Raw genomic sequence first — 21199 nt, 5'->3', positions numbered from 1 at the left:
GCGGCCGCCACGGGGGCGCGCCAGCGGTGGAACACGTTCTAGTGAGCAGCATTACATACCGTCGGTACGGCGGCAACGATCTCACCCGGACTGGCAGTGTCGTGACACGAACGAGAACGTGTTCTAGTTTGCTGCCATGGGAACCCCAGTGATCGTCGACGCCGTCCGCACCCCCCTCGGCAAGCGCAAGGGCTGGCTGGCGGGTGTCCACCCCGCCCAGCTCCTGGGCTTCGTCCAGGGAGAGGTCCTGCGCCGTGCGGGGGTCGACCCCGAGCTCGTGGAGCAGGTCGTCGGCGGCTGCGTGACCCAGGCCGGTGAGCAGTCCAACGACATGGTGCGCCGGGCCTGGCTGCACGCCGGTCTCCCCCAGCACACCGCCGGCACCGCCATCGACGCCCAGTGCGGCTCGGGCCAGCAGGCCGCGCACTTCGTCAACGACATGGTCGCCGCCGGCACCATCTCGGTCGGCATCGCGTGTGGTGTCGAGGCGATGTCGCGCATCCCGCTCGGCGCCAACGTGCCTCCTGGCATGGGCGACCCGCGGCCCGACGACTGGACCATCGATATGCCCAACCAGTTCGAGGCCGCCGACCGGATCGCGCGCCACCGGGGCATCACCCGCGCCGACCTCGAGGCCTTCGGCCTCGCCTCCCAGCAGAAGGCCCGCGTCGCGGTCGACGAAGGACGGTTCCAGCGCGAGATCGCGGCGTACGACGCCCCCGTGCTCGACACCGACGGCAAGCCGACCGGCGAGCGTCGTACCGTCGACGCCGACCAGGGCCTGCGCGAGACGACCCTCGAAGGTCTGGCCTCGTTGAAGACCGTGCTGCCCGACGGCCTGCACACCGCCGGCACCTCCTCGCAGATCTCCGACGGCGCCTCCGCGGTGCTGATCATGGACGAGGACCTCGCCCGTTCCCTCGGCCTGCGCCCGCGGGCCCGGATCGTCACCCACACGCTCGTCGGCTCAGACCCCTACTTCCACCTGGACGGCCCCGTCGCCGCCACCCAGAAGGTGCTCGACCGCACCGGCATGTCGATCTCGGACTTCGACCTGTTCGAGGTCAACGAGGCCTTCGCCTCGGTCGTCCTGTCCTGGGCCGGCGAGCACAAGGTCGACATGGACAAGGTCAACGTCAACGGCGGCGCCATCGCCCTGGGCCACCCCGTCGGCTCCACCGGCACCCGCCTCATCACCACCGCCCTCCACGAGCTCGAGCGTCGTGGCGCCTCCACGGCGCTTATCTCCATGTGCGCCGGTGGTGCCATGGCGACCGGGACGGTGCTGGAGCTGATCTGAGGGTCGGCTCGGCGCTGGCGGGGCCGGCGGGCGAAGGTTCAGCCGGTAACAGCTAGATCTTTCGCCGGACGGTCGAACCTTCAGCCGTACGGCGAAAGGTCTGACTCGCGGAGTGGCCCGGATGGGTCCTCGCAGGCAGACCCTGTGGAGAGGCCGACGCACCACTCGAGCTGATGGGTCACCCTCGATCCATGCTCGAGCACCTCGCCAGCGACCTGGGTGTACTCCTGCGGCGCGACCTCGTCGCGGCGGGTCTGGACGACCGAGCCATCCTGCGGCGCAAGCGCGCCGGGGAGCTGGTTCCCCTCCGTCACGGCGCCTACGCCCTCGCCCACCGGTGGCAGCAGGCCGACGCTCGTACGCGCCACCTCATGCTGTCCGAGGCGGTGCTCGACCTGTACCGCGACGACGTCGCGCTGTCCCACGTGAGTGCCGCCATCGAGTACGGCGCGCCGGACTGGCAGGTCCCCCTCGGTGAGGCTCACCTCACCTCGCTCCACCGCATGGGCGAACGCGACAAGGCCCGCGTCAAGCATCACCTCGGGGTGTGCGGCGTGCTCGACGTGACGCGACGCAACGGCCACTGGATCACGTCACCGACGCGGACAGCGCTCGACACCGCGTCGGTCGTGGGTCGCGATGCCGCTGTGTGCGTGCTCGACTGGTTCCTGGAGCAGCGCCTCACGTCCCTCGAGGAGCTCGCCGCGGTCCTTGCCGGCCGGGCACCGTGGGCCGATCACGTGGACCTGACGTACAAGCTCTCCTTGGCATCCGTCGGCTCCCAGAGCGTGGGAGAGACGCGCAGCCGTCTCGCCTTCGGCGACCGTGGGATGCCGGCACCGCTGCTGCAGCTCCACGTCTGCGAACCCGATGGGTCGCTCGTCGGCATCGTGGACTTCGCCTGGCCGGATCACGGGCTGATCGTGGAGTTCGACGGGATGGAGAAGTACCACCGCTACCGCAGACCCGGCGAGTCCATCGAGCAGATGGTGCTCCGGGAGAAGCGCCGCGAGGACCGCATCCGTGAGCTCACCGGCTGGACCGTCGTTCGCATCACCTGGGCAGACCTCGCACGCCCCGACCTGCTGGTGGCGCGACTGCAGCGGTTCGTGGCACGGAGCGCCTGAGCCGACCCTGGAGTCAGATCTTTCGGGGTGCGGGCGAACCTTCAGCCGTACACCGAAAGGTCCAGCTGGCACCGGCCAGATCTTCCACGCGCATCGAGTCGGACCTTTCGGCGTACGGCCGAACCTTCAGCCGTACACCGAAAGGTTCAGCCGGTACCAGCTGAACCTTCCCGCATCACGCCCCGTACACCGGCTCCGGGTCCGGCGCGGCGGCGATCATCTCCCGGAGCGCAGGCCCGACGTCGGAGGCAGACCAGCGGGTGCCGGCGTCGCGGGACTCCCCGTGGGACCAGCCGTTCTCGAGCGTGATGACCGAGCCGTCGATCTCGATCATCCGGCCGGTCACGTCGCCGGCCTCCTCGGAGACCAGCCAGGCGACGACCGGGCTGTTGTCCTCGGGCAGCGCCATCTGCGAGGTGTCGAAGGCGCCCTCGGTCATCCGGGTCTTGGCCACCGGCGCGATCGCGTTGACGGTGACGCCGTAGCGGCCCATCTCCTGCGCGGCCACGAGCGTGAGACCGGCGACGCCGGCCTTGGCCGCGGAGTACGCCGACTGGCCGACCGAGCCCTGGAGGCCCGCCCCGGAGGAGGTGTTGACGACCCGCGCGGCGCGCGTGCGGCCGGCCTTCGCCTCCTCGCGCCAGTAGGCGCCGGCGTGGCGCAGCGGCGCGAAGTGGCCCTTGAGCAGCACTCGGATGACGGCGTCCCACTCCTCCTCGGAGGTGTTCACGAGCATCCGGTCGCGGACGAACCCGGCGTTGTTGACCAGGATGTCGAGCCCGCCGTAGACCTCGATCGCCTGCCGCACCATCGCCGCGGACTGCTCCCAGTCGGCCACGTCGGCGGTGTTGACGACCGCCCGGCCGCCGGCGGCCTCGATCTCGGCGACGACCTGCTCGGCGGGCGTCTCGCCGGTGTCCTCGCCGGCGAGCGAGACGCCGTAGTCGTTGACGACCACGGCCGCACCGTGGCGGGCCAGCTCGAGGGCGTGGGCACGGCCGATGCCGCGGCCGGCACCGGTGACGATCGCGACGCGACCGGCGAGGAGGTCGGACATGGGGCTCCTTGGTGAGGTGTGGGGGGTGAGGTGTCGGGCGGGGATGGGTCAGATGTGGAGGAAGACCGGCGGCTCGCCGCCGCCGTCGCACGACACGCGCGCCCCCGAGACGTACGACGCCAGCGGGCTGGCCAGGAACACCGCGACGTGACCCACCTCGGTGGGCGTCGCCATCCGGCCCAGCGGGATCGTCGACTCGATCGCGGCGACCCGCGTGTCGTCGCCGTAGTGGTCGTCGGTCTGCTCGGTGCGGCACAGGCCGACGTCGATGGCGTTGACCCGCACGCGCGGGCCCCACTCCATCGCCAACGACCGGGTGAGGGAGTCCAGGCCGGCCTTCGCGGCGCCGTACGCGGCGATCGTGGGCGCAGGACGGTGCGCAGAGATCGAGGAGATGTTGACGATCGCGCCGCCGGTCGCCTGCGCCTGCATGACCCGGTTGGCGGCCTGGGCGAGCACCAGGGGTGCGCTGAGGTTGAGCGCGAGGATCTTGTCGTGGAAGCGCGGTGAGGCCGTGGCCGCGTCGGTGGCGGGCGCTCCCCCGGCGTTGTTGACCAGCACGTCCAGCCGCCCGTGCTCGGCGACGACCTCCTCGACCAGGGCGGTCACCGCCTCGGCGTCCCGGACGTCGCACACGCGGTGGCTGCTGCCGGGCACGGGCTCGACCTCCGAGCGGGAGCAGGTCACCACGGTGGCCCCGGCGTCGAGGAAGGCGGTGGTGATGCCGCGGCCGATGCCCCGGGTGCCACCGGTGACGAGGACGACCCGTCCTGCGAGGTCCAGCGAGAGCGCCATGCTGCTACCCTACCAAGCACTTGCTTGGTTGGCCTCCCGCGCTCGACCACCGGCGCGACAGCGGCCCGACCCACCGACCCAGGAGTCCCATGACCATCCACTCCGAGCTCCGTGACGACGGCATCCGTGTCATCACGATGGAGCACCCGCCCGTCAACGCCCTCACGGTCCAGGGCTGGTTCGACGTGGCCGCGGCCCTCGACGAGGCCGGCGCCGACATGAGCACCAAGGTCGTCGTCCTGCGGGCCGAGGGTCGCGGGTTCAACGCCGGCGTGGACATCAAGGAGATGCAGCACACCAGCGGCTTCGAGGCACTCCTCGGCGCCAACAGGGGTTGCTACGCCGCGTTCAAGGCGGTCTACGAGTGCGCGGTCCCGGTGGTCGCGGCGGTCAACGGCTTCTGCGTCGGCGGCGGCGTGGGGCTGGTCGGCAACGCCGACTGCATCGTGGCCAGCGACGACGCCTACTTTGGCGTGCCAGAGGTCAACCAGGGCGCCCTGGGGGCGGCCACGCACATGGCGCGGCTGGTCCCGCCGCACATGCTGCGCACCCTCTACTTCACCGCTCGCACGATCAAGGCGGTCGACCTCGTGCAGTTCGGCTCGGTCCTGGAGACCGTCCCGCGCGAGCAGCTCCTCGACGCCGCGCTGAAGGTCGCCGGCGAGATCGCCCAGAAGGACACCCGGGTCATCCGCGCCGCCAAGGAGGCGCTCAACGGGATCGACCCCGTGGACGTCAACAAGTCCTACCGCTTCGAGCAGGGGTTCACCTTCGAGCTGAACCTCGCCGGGGTGGCCGACGAGCTGCGCGACGACTTCGCCGGCACGAACAAGGCGGAGGCGAAGAAGTGAAGGGCCCACGCGACAAGCGGATGACCATCGACGAGGTGGTCGCCACGCTCGAGGACGGCATGACCATCGGGATCGGGGGCTGGGGCCCGCGACGCAAGCCGATGGCCCTGGTCCGCGCCCTCTACCGCTCCGACCTCAAGGACCTCACGCTGGTCAGCTGGGGCGGCGCGGACGTCGGCCTGCTCACCCGTGCGGGCAAGGTCCGCAAGCTCGTCTACGCCTTCGTGTCCCTGGACTCGGTGCCGCTGGAGCCCAACTTCCAGCGCGCCCGCCAGAACGGCACGATCCCCGAGGTCGTCGAGCTCGACGAGGGCATGTTCAACACCGGCCTGCAGGCCGCGGCGCAGCGCCTGCCGTTCCTGCCCCTGCGCGCCGGCCTCGGGTCCGACGTCCTGGTGCACAACCCCTGGATCCGGACCGTCACCAGCCCGTACGACGAGGGACACGGTCTCGAGGAGCTCGTCGCCGTCCCCGCGCTGCGGCTCGACGTCGCCCTGGTGCACATGAACCGCGCCGACGCCCACGGCAACGCGACGTACCTCGGCCCCGACCCCTACTTCGACGACCTGTTCTGCATGGCCGCCGACCGCGCGTACGTCTCCTGCGAGCAGGTGGTCGACACCGCCGGCCTCACCTACGAGACCCCGGTCCAGCGGTTGCTGCTCAACAGGATGATGGTCAGCGGCGTCGTGGAGACGCCGCACGGTGCGCACTTCACCACGTGCACCCCCGACTACGAGCGCGACGAGGCGTTCCAGCGGGCGTACGCCGCCGCGGCCGGCGGGTCCGACGAGGACTGGCAGGCCTTCCACGACCGGTTCCTGGCCGGTGACGAGGCGGCCTACCAGGCCGCTGTCGAGGCGTTCCGCGCCGAGAAGCAGGCCGAGAAGGAGGCCCGGGCATGAGCACCCCCACTGACACGGTGACCCGCGCGGACGTGTGCGCCGCCGCGATCGCCGACGCCTTCAAGGACGACGGCGAGATCTTCGCCAGCCCGATGGGGATGCTCCCGATGCTGGGCGTCCGCCTCGCCCGGCTGACCTCCAACCCCGACCTGGTGATCTCCGACGGGGAGTCGCTCTTCCTCGCCGGCACTCCCCCGCTGTTCGCGAGGGCCGACAAGGTCGAGGGCTGGATCCCGTTCCGGCGGGTCTTCGACGTGGTGGCCTACGGCAAGCGGCACGTCATGATGGGCGCGACCCAGATCGACCGGCTCGGCAACCAGAACATCTCCGCGATCGGCGACTTCGACCGCCCCACGCGCCAGCTGCTCGGCTCGCGCGGGGCCCCGGGCAACACGGTCAACAACCGCACGTCGTACTGGGTGCACAAGCACTCCCCGCGCGTGTTCGTCGAGGCCGTGGACGTCGTCTCCGGCGTGGGCCCGACCCGGGCGGCCGAGGCCGGTCCGGCCGCGGCCCGCTTCAACGACATCCACCGGATCGTCTCCGACCTCGCTGTGCTCGACGTCAACGGTCCCGGCCGCACGCTGAGGCTGCTGAGCGTCCACCCGGGCGTGAGCGTCGACCAGGTCCTCGAGGCGAGCGGGTGCGCCATCCACGTGGAGGGGTCCCACGACGACGTCCCCGAGACCCGCACCCCCACCACGGAGGAGCTGCTGGTCATCCGCGAGGTCCTGGACCCCCGGGGCCTGCGCTTCAAGGAGGTCCCCGTGCCGAAGGAGGACACGAAGTGATCGAGCAGCAGCTGCGCACCCCGTTCACCGACCTGGTCGGCGTGCGCCACCCGGTCGTGCAGACCGGGATGGGCTGGGTCTCCGGCCCGCGCCTGGTCAGTGGCACCGCCAACGCCGGCGGTCTCGGCATCCTCGCCAGCGCGACGATGTCCTACGAGGAGCTGGAGTCGGCGATCGTCGAGGTCAAGAGCCGCACCGACCAGCCTTTCGGCGTCAACCTCCGTGCCGACGCCGGCGACGCCCCGCAGCGCGTGGAGCTGCTGATCGAGCATGGCGTCAAGGTCGCCTCGTTCGCCCTCCAGCCCAAGCCCGAGCTCGTGAAGCGGCTCAAGGACCATGGCATCGTCGTCATGCCCTCGATCGGCGCTGCCAAGCACGCGGTCAAGGTCGCCGGCTGGGGCGCGGACGCGGTGATGGTGCAGGGCGGCGAGGGCGGCGGGCACACCGGCCCGGTCCCCACCACGCTGCTGCTCCCCTCGGTCCTCGACGCCCTCCAGGGCATCGGCAGCGACATGCCGGTCGTCGCCGCCGGCGGCTTCTTCGACGGACGCGGCCTCGCGGCCGCCCTGACGTACGGCGCCTCGGCGGTCGGCATGGGCACCCGGTTCCTCCTCACGGCCGACTCGGCCGTTCCCGACGCGGTCAAGCAGCTCTACCTGGAGCGGGGCCTCACCGACACCGTCGTCACCGCGAAGGTGGACGGGATGCCGCACCGGATGCTGCGCACGGACCTGGTCGAGCAGGTCGAGGAGTCCTCGCGCTGGAAGCGCCTGGGCCCCACCACCAAGCGCACCCTGGAGTTCAAGAAGGACTCCGGGATGTCGTGGGTGGAGATCGCCAAGGACGGCCGGGCGATGAAGAAGGCATCCGGTCGCACCCTGGGCCAGATGGCGCTCGCGGCCAACACCCCCACCATGCTCAAGGCCGGCCTGGTCGACGGCGACACCGACGCCGGTGTGCTCGCCTCGGGCCAGGTGGTCGGTCTGATCGACGACCTGCCGACCTGCGAGGAGCTCATCGACCGGGTCGTGACCGGCGCGGTCGCCGAGCTGCGGCGCGGGGCGTCGTACGTGGTCTGAGCCGGGCCGGGGCTCAGCGCCCCGGCACGTACCCCGCCGGCGGCGCCCACTCGCCCTCGTGGTCGAGCAGGTGCTGCCAGATGTCGTACTCCGCGCGGTAGTGCTCGGTCAGCCGGGCCCGCGTTCCCTCGGAGAGCTCGGGGAGCGCCTGGGAGGTCGACCAGTTCTTGGTGACGACCTCCACCTCTCGGCCGAGCTTGCGGTCGATGTAGCCCTGCCAGGCGTCCGGGCGCTCGAGGGCGAAGATCCGGTCGACCCCGATGGTGAGGTCGTCGTCGAGGGACACGAACCGTGCCTGCCGGCCGGAGATCGAGCCCGGCGCGCCCTCGATGTGGGCGACGACGAACTCCTCGAAGGAGGTCTCGCCCGTCCACTTCCCGTCGGCCTTCTCGGCCAGGGCGGGACGCTGCCGGTAGCGCCACCACGACTCCAGCCAGGAGACCGGCTCGCGGAAGAGCGTGACCAGCTCGTAGTCGCTGCGCGCGTAGCCGGCCCCCGCCAGCACGGGCACCATCCGCTTGGTGAACGTGCGGGTGTTCATGTGCTTGAGCTTGGGGTTGACCCGCATGAGGATCTCCGCGTGACCCTTGAGCGTGGTGACCAGCGTCGTCGACGCGCACTTGGGCATCGAGAGCATCACGAAGCCGTGGGCGGGCAGGGCGATCACGTGCGCGAACCTATCCCACCGACACCGCTGCGCCGCCCGGCGCCCGTTGGTCGACGAACGTTCACCCGGGCTTCCCTCACCTCCTCGCCACCAGGACGTTGACCAGGACATGTGCACCGACGGCCACCGCCACACCGCGCCCACCCGTCCGATGTCGCGCCGCAGCTTCGCCCAAGCGGGCGCGGGCCTGCTGATCGCCGGCGCCGGGACCGCGGCCGGCATCGGCGCGGCCACGGGTACGGCGCTGTCGGCCGAGGCCCGGCCGAGCACCGGCGCCAGCCGGAGCAGCCGGATCACCCGGGGCACCCACCTGCTGCACGCCGACCTGCACAACCACACCCTGCTCTCCGACGGGGACGGCGACCCGGCGCTGGCCTTCGACTCGATGCGCGCGGCGGGCCTGGACGTCGCGGCGCTGACCGACCACGCGACCATCGGCGACAACCTGCTCGGCGAGGTCCTCGCGGGGGCCCTGCCGCCGGAGTACAAGCAGTTCGCCGGCATCCACCAGGCCGACTGGGCCAGGACCAAGGTGCTTGCCGACGCTGCCGACACCGACGGCGCGTTCACGGCCATCCGTGGGTTCGAGTGGACCGAGCCCCTGATCGGGCACGTCAACGTGTGGTTCACCGAGCACTACGTCGACGTGCTCCAGGCCGGCCTCATGCAGCCGTTCCTCAGCTGGCTGGCCCGTGAGCCCGGTCTGCTCCTCGACGGCGGGGCGGACGGCCTGGCCGGCTTCAACCACCCGGGCCGCGAGCCGGGCCGCTTCCAGGAGTTCTACTACGACGAGCGGGTGCGCGACCGGGTCGTGAGCCTGGAGATGTTCAACCGCACCGACGACTACCTCTTCGAGGGGTACGCCGACGGTAGGTCCAGCCCGCTGGTGGCCTGCCTCAACGCCGGGTGGCGCACGGGGATCGCCGGTGTGACCGACGAGCACGGCACCGACTGGGGCTTCCCCGAGGGCAAGGGCCGCACGGGGCTGTGGGTCACCGACCACTCCCGCGCCGGGGTCAAGCGCGCGATGCGTCAGCGCCGGTTCTTCGCGACCCGCACCTCGGGGCTGCGCCTGGACGCCACGGCCACACCGCGCCGCGGCCGCCCGGTACGCATGGGCAGCACCATCCCCCTGCGCGGCGGGAGAGGGCAGCTGACCCTGCGGCTGGACCTGGCCCGCGACCGCTCCTGGCGGGGTCGGCGCCTCGCGGCCCAGGTGCTGCGACCGGGCACGGAGGTGCCGGAGGTGGCGGCGGTCGAGGAGTTCTCCGTCGGCCCCGTGCTGGAGCTGCGGACCCGGGTGGACGTGGCCGACGGCGACTGGCTGCTCGTGCGGATCTCCGACCCGGACCAGCCCAACGCCACACCGGGTCCCGAGGGGCACCCCTGCAACGACCTGGGGATCGCCTACACCAGTCCGTGGTGGGTGGAGCCCGCCGCCTGACGCTGCGCGGCATGGCCCGAACGGGCCATCTCGACCGGACGACCGAGCCGTTCACCCGGCTGGTCCTCAGGTCCGGCTCCTGAACGACCGATGGGACGGGTGAGCCCTCCGGCGACCCACCGGCGGGACCACCCCCCACGGTCTCGGAGCCCCCATGCCCCCCATGCCCGTCGCGTCCCTGTGGCGACTCCTGCTCTTCTCGGTCTCGGTCCTGGTGATCCTCGCCGGCATGGCCAGCACGCCCGTCTCGGCCCGCACCGCCGACGGGCCGGCCTCCCGCGGCGGGGACGACGTGCGCTCGCGCGTCGAAGCGGTGTCGACCGCCGCACGGCGGGCGGACTCGGGCGAGCGAGCCCAGCGCCGGGCCTGCGCCAAGCTCGACAGCGCCAAGCGCGAGCGCCGCTGCAAGCGACATCAGGACGACAAGAAGGGTGGCAAGGGAGGCGGCAAGGGCGGACAGGGCGGTACGGACGGCGGCACCACTCCCACGGTCGAGCCGACCCCGACGCCCACCGCGACCCCCACTCCCATCCCCACCGCGACTGCGACGCCGTCCCCGACTGCGACCCTCACCTCGACCCCGACCCCGACCCCCACCTCGACCCCGACCGCGGGCGCCACCAGCACGCCCACAGCGACCGCGACCCCTGTGCCGAGCAGCACCCCCACCCCCAGTCCGACGGCCACCCCGACTCCCTCGGCGACCCCGTCGGTGGACCCCACCGTGCCCCCCACGGTCGAGCCCACCATCCCAGCCCCTGACCCTGCACCCACCGCCTACTACGTCGACCCGCTCACGGGCTCCGACGACGCGAGCGGCACCACCGCCACCTCCGCGTGGCGCACCCTGGCCCGCGCGAGCGCGGCGACCCTCGCCCCCGGCGAGGTGCTGCGCCTGCGCGCCGGCACCAGCCACGTCGGCGCGCTCGTGGTGACCGAGAGCGGCACTGCTGCGGACCCGGTCCGGGTGGAGGCTTACGGCGACGGCGGCGCTCCCGTGGTCTCCGGCGGCCAGTGCGTGCTGCTGCAGGGCGACTGGCTCGAGGTGAGCGGCGTCCACGCCGCCGACTGCGGCCGCGCCGGCTTCCGGGTCGAGGGTGACGACGTGCTGCTCGAGGGCGTCGAGGCCTCCGGCAGCGTCGCCGGCGTCTGGATCCGTGAGGGCTCTCAGCGCGCGACCGTCGCGGCGTCGTACGTCCACGACAACACGCTCATGGCTCCCGACACCCACGGCCCCGACGACGACTACGGCGCCTTCGGCATCGAGGTCAACGGCGACCACGCCCGGGTCCTCGGCAACCGGATCTCCGGGCACCACGCCCCCTCGCCGGACTACCGGGTCGACGGCGCCGCGGTCGAGGTCTACCAGGCCGTCGGCACCCTCATCGAGGGCAACACCTCCACCGACGACCTGGCCTTCACCGAGCTCGGCGGCTCCCGCACCACGGGCACCCGCGTGCTGGGCAACACCGTGACCAGCAGCGCCGAGGAGGGCACGTTCCTCATGACCCGCGGCCCGGGCCAGGTCTGGGGCCCGGTCGTCGACACCGTCGCCACCGGCAACACCGTCCGGCTCACGGGCGCGAAGTCCTACGGGTTCGGCTGCTACGGCGCCTGCACGCCCGCCCACCTGGTGCTGAGCGACAACGACATCCGCGCGGGCTGGTACGTCGGGTGGGTGGACGGGACCTTCACCACGACGGGCAACACCTACCGCGGCGAGCTGTGGTTCCCGCTCGGCAGGGGCGACTCCTGGCTCCCCTGAGGTCCAGAGGAGCCGGGACCCGCAGCGTCAGAGACGCTCGATGATGGTGACGTTCGCCTGGCCGCCGCCCTCGCACATGGTCTGCAGGCCGTAGCGGCCGCCGGTGCGCTCGAGCTCGTTGAGCATCGTGGTCATGAGCCGGGTGCCGGTCGCGCCGATCGGGTGGCCGAGGGAGATGCCGCCGCCGTTGACGTTGACCTTCTCGTGCGGGGCGCCGGTCTCCTTCATCCAGGCCAGGACGACGGAGGCGAAGGCCTCGTTGCACTCGAACAGGTCGATGTCCTCGATCGAGAGACCGCTGCGCTCGAGCGCGTGCTTGGTCGCGGGGATGGGGCCGGTGAGCATCCAGACCGGGTCGTCGCCGCGCACGGACAGGTGGTGGACCCGCGCCCGCGGGGTCAGGCCGTGCTCCGCGACCGCCTGCTCCGAGGCGATGAGCATCGCGGTGGAGGCGTCGCAGATCTGCGAGGCGACCGCGGCGGTGATCCGGCCGCCGGGGGCCAGCGGCTGGAGGCCGGCCATCTTCTCCAGCGACGTCTCACGGGGGCACTGGTCGGTGTCGAAGACCGTGCCGTCGGGCAGCGTCACAGGGGCGATCTCCCCGGCGAAGCGGCCCTCGGCGATGGCGGCGAGCGCACGCTGGTGCGAGGCGAGCGCGAAGGCCTCCATGTCCTCCCGCGAGATGTCCCACTTCTCCGCGATCATCTCGGCGGAGTTGAACTGGGAGACCTCGGTGTCGCCGTAGCGGGCGTTCCAGCCCGGCGACTCCGCGAAGGGCGTGGTGAAGCCGTACTGCTGACCGACCAGCATCGCCGCGGAGATCGGGATGGCCGACATGTTCTGCAGGCCGCCGGCGACCACGAGGTCCTGGGTGCCGGACATGACGCCCTGCGCGGCGAAGTGGACCGCCTGCTGCGAGGAGCCGCACTGCCGGTCGATGGTCACGCCGGGCACGTGGTCGGGCAGCCCGGCGACCAGCCAGGCGGAGCGCGCCACGTCGCCGGCCTGGGACCCGATGGTGTCGCAGCACCCCATGATCACGTCGTCCACGGCGCCCGGGTCGACGCCCGTGCGGTTCATCAGGGCGGAGAGCACGTGCGCACCGAGGTCGGCGGAGTGCATGCCCGCGAGGGCGCCCCCGCGCTTGCCGACCGGCGTGCGGACGGCGTCGATGATGTAGGCCTCAGGCATGGGGGGTTCCCTTCGCGATTCCGTCGAGCAGGATGGTGAGGTACTGGTCGGCCACCTGGGTGGCCGTGTGCGGTCCGCCGGGGCGGTACCACCGGACCGCGACCCAGACGGTGTCGCGGATGAAGCGGTAGGTCAGGGTGATGTCGAGGTCCGGGCGCAACGCCCCGGACTCCACCCCCTCGGTCAGCAGGGTGACCCAGACGTCCCGGGACTGCCGGTTGCGCTCGGCGAGGTAGCCGAAGCGCTCGGAGGTGCCCAGCGTGGCCGCCTCGTTCTGGAAGATCGCCACCTCGGCGCCGCGGCGCTCGATGGTGTCGAAGGACAGCCGCACCGCCCGCTCCAGCTTGGTGCGGGCGTCGTCGGTGCTGGCCAGGATCTCGTCGTACGCCGCGAAGAGCTCCGTCTGGAAGGTGCGCATGAGCTCGTCGACCATCGACTCCTTGGAGTCGAAGTGGTGGTAGAGGCTGCCCGAGAGGATGCCGGCGGCGTCGGCGATGTCGCGCACCGTGGTGTTGCGGAAGCCCTTGCTCGCGAAGAGGTCGGCCGCGATCCGCAGCAGCTCCTCGCGCCGCGACTCCGTCGCCGTCGAGCCGTCGGCCTGGTCAGGCATGCTGGCTGCTCGCCGAGACGACCTCGCCGGTGAGGTACGACGCGTAGTCGCTGGCCAGGAAGACCATCACGTTGGCGATCTCCCACGGCTCGGCGGCGCGGCCGAAGGCCTCGCGCTGCTTGAGCTCGTGCAGCAGCTCCGGGGAGGTGACCTTCTCCAGGAACGGGTGCATCGCCAGCGACGGGCTGACCGCGTTGACCCGGATGCCGTGGGGGGCCAGGTCGAGCGCCGCGCAGCGGGTCAGAGCCATGACGCCGGCCTTCGCGGCGGCGTAGTGGGCCTGGCCCTCCTGGGCCCGCCAGCCGATGACCGAGGCGTTGTTGACGATCACCCCCCGTGTGCCGGCGGCGACCATCCGCTGCCCGGCGGCCCGGACGCACCGGAACGCGCCGTTGAGCGTGATGTCGAGGACCTTGAGCCACTGCTCGTCGGTCATCTCCAGCACCGAGGTGGTGCCCCCGAGGCCGGCGTTGTTGATCATCACGTCCACGCCTCCGAGGTCGTCGGCGACGTCGAGCATCGCCTGGACGTCCTCCTCCTTCGTGACGTCGCAGACCAGCTGGCGCACCCGCTCGGCCCCGAACTCGGCCGCCAGGGCCTCCTCGGCCTCGGCGAGCCGACGCTCGTGGGTGTCGGAGAAGACGACCGCCTTGGCGCCCTCCTCCAGCACCCGGCGCACGACCGCGGCGCCGATGCCCGCGCCGGCACCGGCGGTCACGGCGACCACCTTGCCGCGCAGCAGGTCGTGCGGGGGGACGTACGCCGGGGTCGGCTGCTCGGGGCGGGTGGCGGTCATGTCTCAGGCTCCCTTGGGTTCGCGCGGCAGGCCGAGCACGCGCTCGGCCAGGATGTTCTTCTGCACCTCGTCGCTGCCGCCGTAGATGGTGTCGGCGCGGGCGAAGAGGAAGATCCGCTGGAGCTCGTCCAGCTCGTAGGTGCCGGCGGCGGCCTCCGGAGACTGCAGCAGCCCCTCCGCCCCGAGGACGTCCATGGCGACCTCGCCGAGGCGCTGGTGCCAGTTGGCCCAAACGATCTTGAAGATCGACCCGGCTCCCCCGCCGGCGGCGGAGTCCTCACCGCCGCTGACCGCCGAGAGACCGCGGATGCCGTTGGAGCGCATGACGCTCAGCTCGGCCTGCAGCGAGGCGAGCCGGTCACGCAGGACCGGGTCGTCGATCGCGCCGTTGGCGCGGGCCCGCTCGCAGACCACGGCCAGCTCGCGCTGGAAGCCGACCACCTGGCCGAGCGTGGAGACGCCGCGCTCGAAGCCCAGCAGGCCCATCGCCACGCCCCAGCCGCGGCCTGGCTCCCCGACCACCAGGTCGGCGTCGGTGACGGCCCCGGTGAAGAAGACCTCGTTGAACTCCGAGCCGCCGGTCAGCTGCTCGATCGGGCGCACCTCGATGCCGGGCTGGTCCAGCGGCACGAGCAGGAAGGAGAGCCCGTGGTGGCGCTGCGAGCCGGGCTCGGTGCGGGCGACGACGAAGACCCACTGGGAGAAGTGTGCGTTGGAGGTCCAGACCTTCTGCCCGTCGACGACCCACTGGGAGCCGTCGTCAGAGAGCCGGGCGCGGGTCTGGACGTTGGCGAGGTCGGAGCCGGCGTTGGGCTCGGAGTAGCCCTGGGCCCACAGCTCCTCGACGCGCAGGATCGGACCCAGGAAGCGCTCGCGCTGCGCGTCGGTGCCGAAGGCCAGCAGGGTCGGCCCCACCAGCTGCTCGCCGAGGTGGTTCACGGTGGCGGGGGCGTTCGCCCGGGCGTACTCCTCGTGGAAGATCACCTGCTGCCACAGGCTCAGCCCGCGCCCGCCGTGCTCGGTCGGCCACCCCACGCAGGTCCAGCCCTCGCGGGCCAGGAAGCGGTTCCACTCCAGCCGCTCGTCGAGCGCCTCGTGGTCGCGGCCGGGTCCGCCGAGGCCGCGCAGGCCCTTCCACTCCCCGGCCAGGTGGTCCTCGAGGAAGGCGCGCAGATCGGCGCGGAACGCCTCGTCGGCTGCTGAGTAACCCATGTCCACGGGTGCTACCCTACCAAGCACTTGCTTGGTTGAGTGAGAGGCGACGTCGATCAGCGTGATCACAGAGCAGACCATCCCCGCGGTCCTCCGGGCCGCCGCGGCGCGCTTCGGCGACCACCCGGCGTACGTCGAGGGCGACCGCACCGTCACGTACACCGAGCTCTTGTCCCTCGTGGAGCGGACCTCCGAGGTCTTCGTCGAGGCAGGGGCGTGCTGCGGGGACCGGGTGGTCCTGTGGGGCCCCAACAGCATCGACTGGGCCGTCGCCGCCCTCGCGGTGACGTACGCCGGCGCCGTGCTCGTGCCGGTGAACTCCCGTTACGTCGGCGCGGAGGTCGCCGACGTCGTCGAGCGGACCCAGGCGCCGCTGGTGGTCGTCCACGACGGCTTCCTCGGCCGTGACCAGGTGGCCGAGCTGAGCGACGCGGGGGTCGAGCGAGGACGGATCCTCACGCTCGAGCGGCTGGGAGAGGGCGCCGCGAGAGCCGAGGGCATCGTGCACGAGGACCTCACCCCCGACGACGTCGCCGACATCCTCTTCACCTCCGGAACCACCGGCCGCTCCAAGGGCGCGATGTCCGCGCACCGCCAGTCGATCGGTGTCGCCCGCGCCTGGGCCGAGCTGGGCGGCGTGCGCCAGGACGACCGCTACCTCGTGGTGAACCCCTTCTTCCACTCGTTCGGCTACAAGATCGGCATCCTGGTCGGGCTGCTGACCGGCGCCACCCTCTACCCGGTGGCGACCTTCGACCTCGACGAGACCATGCGGCTGATCGAGACCGAGCGGATCACCGTGCTCCCCGGCGCGCCGACCATCTACCAGTCCCTGCTCGCCGCGCCCGGGCGCGAGGGCCGCGACCTGTCCAGCCTGCGGCTGGCCGTCACCGGAGCGGCTGTCGTCCCCGTCGTGCTCATCGAGCGGATGCGCGCCGCCGCCCCCGAGGGCCTGGGCATCGATCAGGTCGTGACGGCGTTCGGGATGACCGAGGCCGTCGTCGTCACGATGGCCCGAGACGGCGACCCGGCCGAGCTCGTGGCCACGACGTGCGGCCGTGCGATCCCGGGGATGGAGACGCGGATCGACTCCCCCGGCGAGGACGGCAGCGGCGAGCTCCTGGTGCGCGGCGACTTCGTGATGCTCGGCTACCTCGACGACCCCGAGGCCACGGCCGAGGCGGTCGACGAGGACGGCTGGCTGCACACCGGCGACGTGGGCGTCCTCGACGAGGCCGGCAACCTGCGGATCACCGACCGGCTCAAGGACATGTACATCTCGGGCGGCTTCAACGTCTACCCCGCCGAGGTCGAGCAGCAGCTGATGCGGCTCGACGGCGTGGCGGACGTCGCCGTGGTCGGGGTCCCGGACGAGCGGATGGGCGAGGTCGGCAAGGCCTTCGTCGTCCGTGCCGCGACCTCCGCCGGCGAGGACCTCACCGACGAGGTCGTCGTCTCGTTCGCCAGGGAGCACCTGGCGAACTTCAAGGTGCCGCGACAGGTGGAGTTCACGGGCGCACTCCCGCGCAACCTGTCCGGCAAGGTGCTGAAGAAGGATCTGCGATGAACCTGGACCTGTCCGAGTCCGAGCTGGCCTTCCAGGCCGAGGCCCGGGCCTGGCTCGCCGAGCACGTCCCGGCCGAGCCGCTGCCCTCCATGGACACCCCCGAGGGGTGGGTGCTGCACCAGGAGTGGGAGCGCAGGCTCGCCGAGGCCCGCTTCTCGGTGGTCTCGTGGCCGAGGGAGTTCGGCGGTCGCGAGGCCTCGCTGGTGGAGTGGGTGGTCTTCGAGGAGGAGTACTACCGCGCCGGGGCTCCCGGCCGGGTCTCCCAGAACGGCATCTTCCTGCTCGCCCCCATCCTCTTCGAGCACGGCACCCCCGAGCAGCAGCAGCGCTTCCTGCCCAGCATGGCCACCGGCGAGCAGGTCTGGGCGCAGTGCTGGTCCGAGCCCGAGGCGGGCTCCGACCTCGCCTCCCTGCGCTCGACCGCGCGGCGCGACGACGAGCGCGGCGGCTGGGTGCTCAACGGCCAGAAGACCTGGTCCTCGCGCGCGGCCCTCGCCCACTGGGGCTTCGGGCTCTTCCGCTCCGACCCCGAGGCGCAGAAGCACGCCGGGCTCACCTACTTCCTCTTCCCGCTCGACGCCCCCGGCATCACGGTGCGCCCGATCGCCCAGCTCGACGGCGAGGCCGGCTTCGCCGAGATCTTCTTCGAGGAGGTCTTCGTCCCCGACGCCGACGTGCTCGGCGGCGTGGGCGACGGCTGGCGGGTCGCGATGAGCACCGCCGGCAACGAGCGCGGGCTCTCCCTGCGCTCCCCCGGCCGGTTCTGCGCGGCCGCCGACCGGCTGCTCGAGCTGCACCGGCGTACGCCGGACGCGCCCGCCGCCGCCGGCGACCGGGTCGTCGACGCGTGGATCGCCGCGCAGGCCTACCGCCTCTACACCTGGGGCACCGTGACCAGGCTGCGCGACGGCGGCGACATGGGCGCAGCGGGCTCGGTGAACAAGGTCTTCTGGTCCGAGCTCGACGTGGCCCTCCACGAGACCGCGCTCGACCTGCTCGGCCCCGAGGGCGAGGTCGAGTCGACCTGGCTCGACGGCTACACCTTCTCGCTGTCCGGCCCCATCTACGCCGGCACCAACGAGGTCCAGCGCAACATTGTCGCGGAACGGATCCTCGGGCTCCCCCGCGAGCCGAAGCCGAACCAACCCAGGCCCGAGTCGAAGGGGGCAGTCTCGTGAGGTTCGAGCTCGACGAGGACCAGCGCGACTTCGCGTCCGCGCTGGAGTCCCTGCTGGCCGGCGCCGGCACCGTGGCGGCCGCCCGCGCCTGGGCCGAGGGCGACCACGCCCCCGGGCTGGGGCTGTGGAAGCGGCTCGCCGACCTCGGCGTGACCGCCCTGGCCACCGAGGCGTCTCCGGTCGAGGTGGCGATCGCCTTCGAAGCCATCGGCCGGCACGTCGTGCCCGGCCCGTGGATCGAGTCCGCGGCGTTCCTGCCCGTGGCTCTCGGGCACGAGGTGGAGGGCGTGGCCACGGTCGCGCTGCCCCCGCACGTGCCGCTCGCGCTGGACGCCGACGTCGCCGGCACGGTGTACGTCGGCGCCGCACCAGCCCCGGCCGGTACGTCGTTCGGCGACCCGCTGGGCTCCGTGGACCGCACCCGCCGGCTGTTCCGGCTCCAAGGCCCGGACGTCCCCGGCGCCCAAGGGCACGACGAGGCCTTCGACCTGGCCGTCCTGGCCTGCTCCGCCGAGCTCCTCGGCGCCGGGGAGCGGGTGCTCGCCGACTCGGTGACCTACGTGAAGCAGCGCACCCAGTTCGGCCGCCCCATCGGGTCCTACCAGGCGATCAAGCACGCACTGGCCGACGTGCGGATCGCGCTCGACTTCGCCCGATCCCTGGTGCTGGGTGCCGCCCTCGGCGACGTGCCGGTGTCGGCCGCCAAGGTCGCGGCCGGCGACGCGGCGTACCTCGCCTCGCGCACGGGCCTGCAGGTCCACGGCGCCATCGGCTACACCCAGGAGTTCGACCTGAGCCTGTGGCTGGGCCGGATCCGTGCGCTGGTCGGCGCCTGGGGCACCGCGTCCTTCCACCGCGAGCGACTGCTCCAGCAGCTGGCCGGCACCGGGGCGGAGGTGCGCTGATGGACCTCTCGCTCTCCGAGGAGCAGGCCGAGCTGGTCAGCACCGTGCGCGCGGTGCTGGACAAGCGGTGCGACAGCCGGGCCGTGCGCGCTGCGATCGCCTCGGAGGCCGGCTACGACGCCGACCTGTGGCGGTTCCTGTGCGAGCAGATCGGCGTCGCGGCGCTCGTCGTCCCCGAGGAGCACGACGGGGTCGGCGCCTCGCTGGTGGAGGCGGTGCTGGTGCTCGAGGAGCTCGGCCGCGCCCTGGCACCGGTGCCGATGCTCTCCTCGCTCGTCACCGCCGAGGCCCTCCTGGCCGGGGCCGACGACGACGCGAAGGCACGACTGCTCCCCCGCCTGGCCGCCGGCGAGGTCGGTGCCTTCGCGGTCCTCGACGACGGCCACGCACGGGCCGTGCTGGACGCGGACCACGCCGACGTCCTGGTCGTCACCGCGGGCGAGGACCTGCTCGAGGTCCCGGCCGCGGCGGCCACCTGGACCCCCTCCATGGACCAGACCCTGCGGCTGGGCAGCCTGGCCGTCGACACCGCCGACGCCACCCGGATCGGGTCCGCGGCCCCTGCCGTGGCGCGCGCCGAGCTCGTGGGCGCAGTGGGCGCCGTGGCGCTCGCCGTGGGCTGCGCCCAGCGCGGCCTGGACATGACCGTGTCCTACAGCAAGGACCGCGTGCAGTTCGGTCGCCCGATCGGCTCCTTCCAGGCGCTCAAGCACCGGATGGCCGAGATGCTGGTGCTGCTGGAGATGTCACGCTCGGCCTCGTGGGGAGCGGCGTACGCCGTCGCCTCCGGCGATCCCGACGCCGGCCAGGTCGTGCACGCCGCGAAGTCCTACGTCGGCGAGGCCGTCGCACGGGTCGCGGCCGAGACCGTGCAGATGCACGGCGGCATCGCCATCACCTGGGAGCACGACGCGCACCTCGTCTTCAAGCGTGCGCACGCGCTGGCCCGGCTCTTCGGCGCTCCCCACGAGCACCGCGCCGCGCTGGTGCTGCCCTAGACGGGCGGAGCCCCCTGGCTCGCCCCACTGCGTCGACCTCACCCCACGGCTCGGCAACAACGGCCCACCCGGCAGTTGTTGCCGAGCCGTGGTGCGTGCGAGAGGTCGAGGTGGCTGGGGCGTGGTGCAGGCGCGCCTAGATTCATCGTCATGGCCACCGGGCCCGCACACCGCGCGGGAGCGAACCGAGGCCATCGGCTGGGTCCTCCACCCACCCCCGGAGGGCGTCAGCCGGCTTGGGGGGCTCGGCGGTGCCTGGGAGTTGCGTGCTGGCTCTCTCAGGCCCCGTCGGTCACCCGCTCCGTGGTCGAGTAGCGACCACGGAAGAAGAGCAGGGGGTCCTCGACGTCGCCGGTCTCCAGCGCCTGCACCCGGCCCACCACGATGTAGTGGTCACCGGCCTCGTGGACCGCGTGGATCGTGCAGTCCAGGTGCGCGAGCGTCCCGCGGATCAGCGGCGATCCGGTGGCCGCCGTCGGCGCCCAGTCCACGCCGGCGAACTTGTCCGCGCCGCGGCTGGCCATCTGGTTCGAGAGCCAGTCCTGGTCGGCCGCGAGCACGTTGACGCAGAACTTGCCGGAGCGGTGGATCAGCGGCCACGCGCGAGAGGTCTTGGCCGGGATGAACGTGACCAGCGGCGGGTCCAGCGAGACGCTGGAGAAGGACTGGCAGGTCATGCCGACCGGCTCGCCGCCGCTCATCGAGGTCACGACCGTGACGCCGGAGGCGAACTGCGAGAGCACGTCGCGGAAGCGCCGGGCGGCCGCCACGGCCTCGCCGTCATCGGCCGGGACCTCGACCTCGTCGCCGGGGCGCAGCCCGAAGAGGGAGTCGCCCAGCCAGGAGTCGATCAGCTCGGGGCTCGGCCACGTGGCGCGTGCGTCCGGACGCATGCCCTCGGGGATCTCGTGCGACTCCATGCGGGCAAGCCTAGGGACCTCGATGCCTTCCAGCACGACGG

At 72.3% G+C, this 21199-nt stretch carries 20 protein-coding genes; 12 read left to right on the top strand and 8 right to left on the bottom strand.

All coding sequences use genetic code 11. The annotated features are described in order from the left end of the window. The first annotated feature begins 136 nt into the window (after positions 1-136). Together Q1V71_RS06245 and Q1V71_RS06240 are read left to right on the top strand one after the other, a co-directional pair. A complete protein-coding gene (locus tag Q1V71_RS06245; RefSeq protein WP_300641799.1) occupies positions 137-1300 on the top strand; it encodes a steroid 3-ketoacyl-CoA thiolase in 1164 nt (387 codons plus the stop codon). Positions 1301-1491: 191 nt separating this feature from the next. Beyond that, positions 1492-2427: a type IV toxin-antitoxin system AbiEi family antitoxin domain-containing protein gene (locus Q1V71_RS06240; RefSeq protein WP_300641796.1), complete on the top strand. Its 936-nt coding sequence runs from the start codon at positions 1492-1494 to the stop codon at positions 2425-2427. 175 nt (positions 2428-2602) lie between these two features. Here Q1V71_RS06240 and Q1V71_RS06235 read toward each other — a convergent pair whose 3' ends face one another. Together Q1V71_RS06235 and Q1V71_RS06230 are read right to left on the bottom strand one after the other, a co-directional pair. After that, on the bottom strand, positions 2603-3484 hold the full coding sequence (locus tag Q1V71_RS06235) for an SDR family oxidoreductase (RefSeq protein WP_300641793.1): 882 nt from the start codon (positions 3482-3484) through the stop codon (positions 2603-2605). A gap of 48 nt (positions 3485-3532) precedes the next feature. Then, complete coding sequence (locus Q1V71_RS06230; protein WP_300641790.1) at positions 3533-4279, bottom strand: SDR family oxidoreductase; 747 nt, start codon at positions 4277-4279, stop codon at positions 3533-3535. An 89-nt stretch (positions 4280-4368) separates the two neighbouring features. Between Q1V71_RS06230 and Q1V71_RS06225 the strand changes: the two genes are divergently transcribed. From Q1V71_RS06225 to Q1V71_RS06210, 4 genes are read left to right on the top strand one after another with little or no spacing between them, the layout of a single operon-like run. Then, a complete protein-coding gene (locus tag Q1V71_RS06225) occupies positions 4369-5130 on the top strand; it encodes an enoyl-CoA hydratase family protein (protein WP_300641787.1) in 762 nt (253 codons plus the stop codon). Further along, positions 5127-6035 carry a CoA transferase subunit A gene (locus Q1V71_RS06220; RefSeq protein WP_300641784.1) on the top strand — a complete coding sequence of 303 codons (909 nt, stop codon included), beginning with the start codon at positions 5127-5129 and terminating at the stop codon, positions 6033-6035. The genes Q1V71_RS06225 and Q1V71_RS06220 overlap by 4 nt, the downstream gene beginning before the upstream one ends. Then, entirely contained in the window at positions 6032-6826 is a 795-nt protein-coding gene (locus Q1V71_RS06215) for a CoA-transferase subunit beta (protein ID WP_300641781.1), read from the top strand. Before Q1V71_RS06220 ends, Q1V71_RS06215 begins: the two co-directional genes overlap by 4 nt. Further along, the gene (locus Q1V71_RS06210; protein WP_300641778.1) at positions 6823-7905 is read left to right on the top strand and encodes a nitronate monooxygenase; all 1083 of its coding nucleotides are present in this window, start codon (positions 6823-6825) and stop codon (positions 7903-7905) included. Before Q1V71_RS06215 ends, Q1V71_RS06210 begins: the two co-directional genes overlap by 4 nt. 13 nt (positions 7906-7918) lie before the next feature. On the opposite strand, the gene Q1V71_RS06205 is transcribed toward Q1V71_RS06210, so the two are convergent. Next, positions 7919-8572, bottom strand: a complete 654-nt coding sequence (locus tag Q1V71_RS06205; protein ID WP_300641775.1) for a hypothetical protein — start codon at positions 8570-8572, stop codon at positions 7919-7921. A 109-nt stretch (positions 8573-8681) separates the two neighbouring features. Here Q1V71_RS06205 and Q1V71_RS06200 point away from each other — a divergent pair, with 109 nt between their 5' ends. Together Q1V71_RS06200 and Q1V71_RS06195 are read left to right on the top strand one after the other, a co-directional pair. Continuing rightward, the gene (locus Q1V71_RS06200; RefSeq protein ID WP_300641772.1) at positions 8682-10016 is read left to right on the top strand and encodes a CehA/McbA family metallohydrolase; all 1335 of its coding nucleotides are present in this window, start codon (positions 8682-8684) and stop codon (positions 10014-10016) included. A gap of 163 nt (positions 10017-10179) precedes the next feature. Next, on the top strand, positions 10180-11781 hold the full coding sequence (locus tag Q1V71_RS06195; protein ID WP_300641769.1) for a right-handed parallel beta-helix repeat-containing protein: 1602 nt from the start codon (positions 10180-10182) through the stop codon (positions 11779-11781). A gap of 27 nt (positions 11782-11808) precedes the next feature. Here Q1V71_RS06195 and Q1V71_RS06190 read toward each other — a convergent pair whose 3' ends face one another. The 4 genes from Q1V71_RS06190 to Q1V71_RS06175 are packed head-to-tail and all read right to left on the bottom strand — an operon-like array spanning position 11809 to position 15590. Then, positions 11809-12972, bottom strand: a complete 1164-nt coding sequence (locus tag Q1V71_RS06190) for an acetyl-CoA C-acetyltransferase (RefSeq protein ID WP_300641766.1) — start codon at positions 12970-12972, stop codon at positions 11809-11811. Next, on the bottom strand, positions 12965-13582 hold the full coding sequence (locus Q1V71_RS06185; RefSeq protein ID WP_300641764.1) for a TetR/AcrR family transcriptional regulator: 618 nt from the start codon (positions 13580-13582) through the stop codon (positions 12965-12967). Before Q1V71_RS06185 ends, Q1V71_RS06190 begins: the two co-directional genes overlap by 8 nt. Next, complete coding sequence (locus Q1V71_RS06180; protein ID WP_300641761.1) at positions 13575-14378, bottom strand: SDR family oxidoreductase; 804 nt, start codon at positions 14376-14378, stop codon at positions 13575-13577. The genes Q1V71_RS06185 and Q1V71_RS06180 overlap by 8 nt, the downstream gene beginning before the upstream one ends. Before the next feature lie 3 nt (positions 14379-14381). Further along, complete coding sequence (locus Q1V71_RS06175) at positions 14382-15590, bottom strand: acyl-CoA dehydrogenase family protein (protein WP_300641824.1); 1209 nt, start codon at positions 15588-15590, stop codon at positions 14382-14384. 61 nt (positions 15591-15651) lie between these two features. Here Q1V71_RS06175 and Q1V71_RS06170 point away from each other — a divergent pair, with 61 nt between their 5' ends. From Q1V71_RS06170 to Q1V71_RS06155, 4 genes are read left to right on the top strand one after another with little or no spacing between them, the layout of a single operon-like run. Next, positions 15652-17157 carry a FadD3 family acyl-CoA ligase gene (locus Q1V71_RS06170; protein WP_300641759.1) on the top strand — a complete coding sequence of 502 codons (1506 nt, stop codon included), beginning with the start codon at positions 15652-15654 and terminating at the stop codon, positions 17155-17157. After that, positions 17154-18335: an acyl-CoA dehydrogenase family protein gene (locus tag Q1V71_RS06165; RefSeq protein WP_300641757.1), complete on the top strand. Its 1182-nt coding sequence runs from the start codon at positions 17154-17156 to the stop codon at positions 18333-18335. Before Q1V71_RS06170 ends, Q1V71_RS06165 begins: the two co-directional genes overlap by 4 nt. Then, on the top strand, positions 18332-19240 hold the full coding sequence (locus Q1V71_RS06160) for an acyl-CoA dehydrogenase family protein (protein ID WP_300641754.1): 909 nt from the start codon (positions 18332-18334) through the stop codon (positions 19238-19240). The genes Q1V71_RS06165 and Q1V71_RS06160 overlap by 4 nt, the downstream gene beginning before the upstream one ends. Beyond that, on the top strand, positions 19240-20238 hold the full coding sequence (locus Q1V71_RS06155) for an acyl-CoA dehydrogenase family protein (RefSeq protein WP_300641751.1): 999 nt from the start codon (positions 19240-19242) through the stop codon (positions 20236-20238). The genes Q1V71_RS06160 and Q1V71_RS06155 overlap by 1 nt, the downstream gene beginning before the upstream one ends. A gap of 278 nt (positions 20239-20516) precedes the next feature. Here Q1V71_RS06155 and Q1V71_RS06150 read toward each other — a convergent pair whose 3' ends face one another. Continuing rightward, a complete protein-coding gene (locus Q1V71_RS06150; RefSeq protein WP_300641748.1) occupies positions 20517-21158 on the bottom strand; it encodes a flavin reductase family protein in 642 nt (213 codons plus the stop codon). Between the last annotated feature and the right edge of the window lie 41 nt (positions 21159-21199).

The sequence above is a fragment of the Nocardioides sp. genome, assembly GCF_030149505.1.
Taxonomy (GTDB): Bacteria; Actinomycetota; Actinomycetes; order Propionibacteriales; family Nocardioidaceae; genus Nocardioides.
This window is presented reverse-complemented; position numbering and strand designations above follow the sequence as displayed.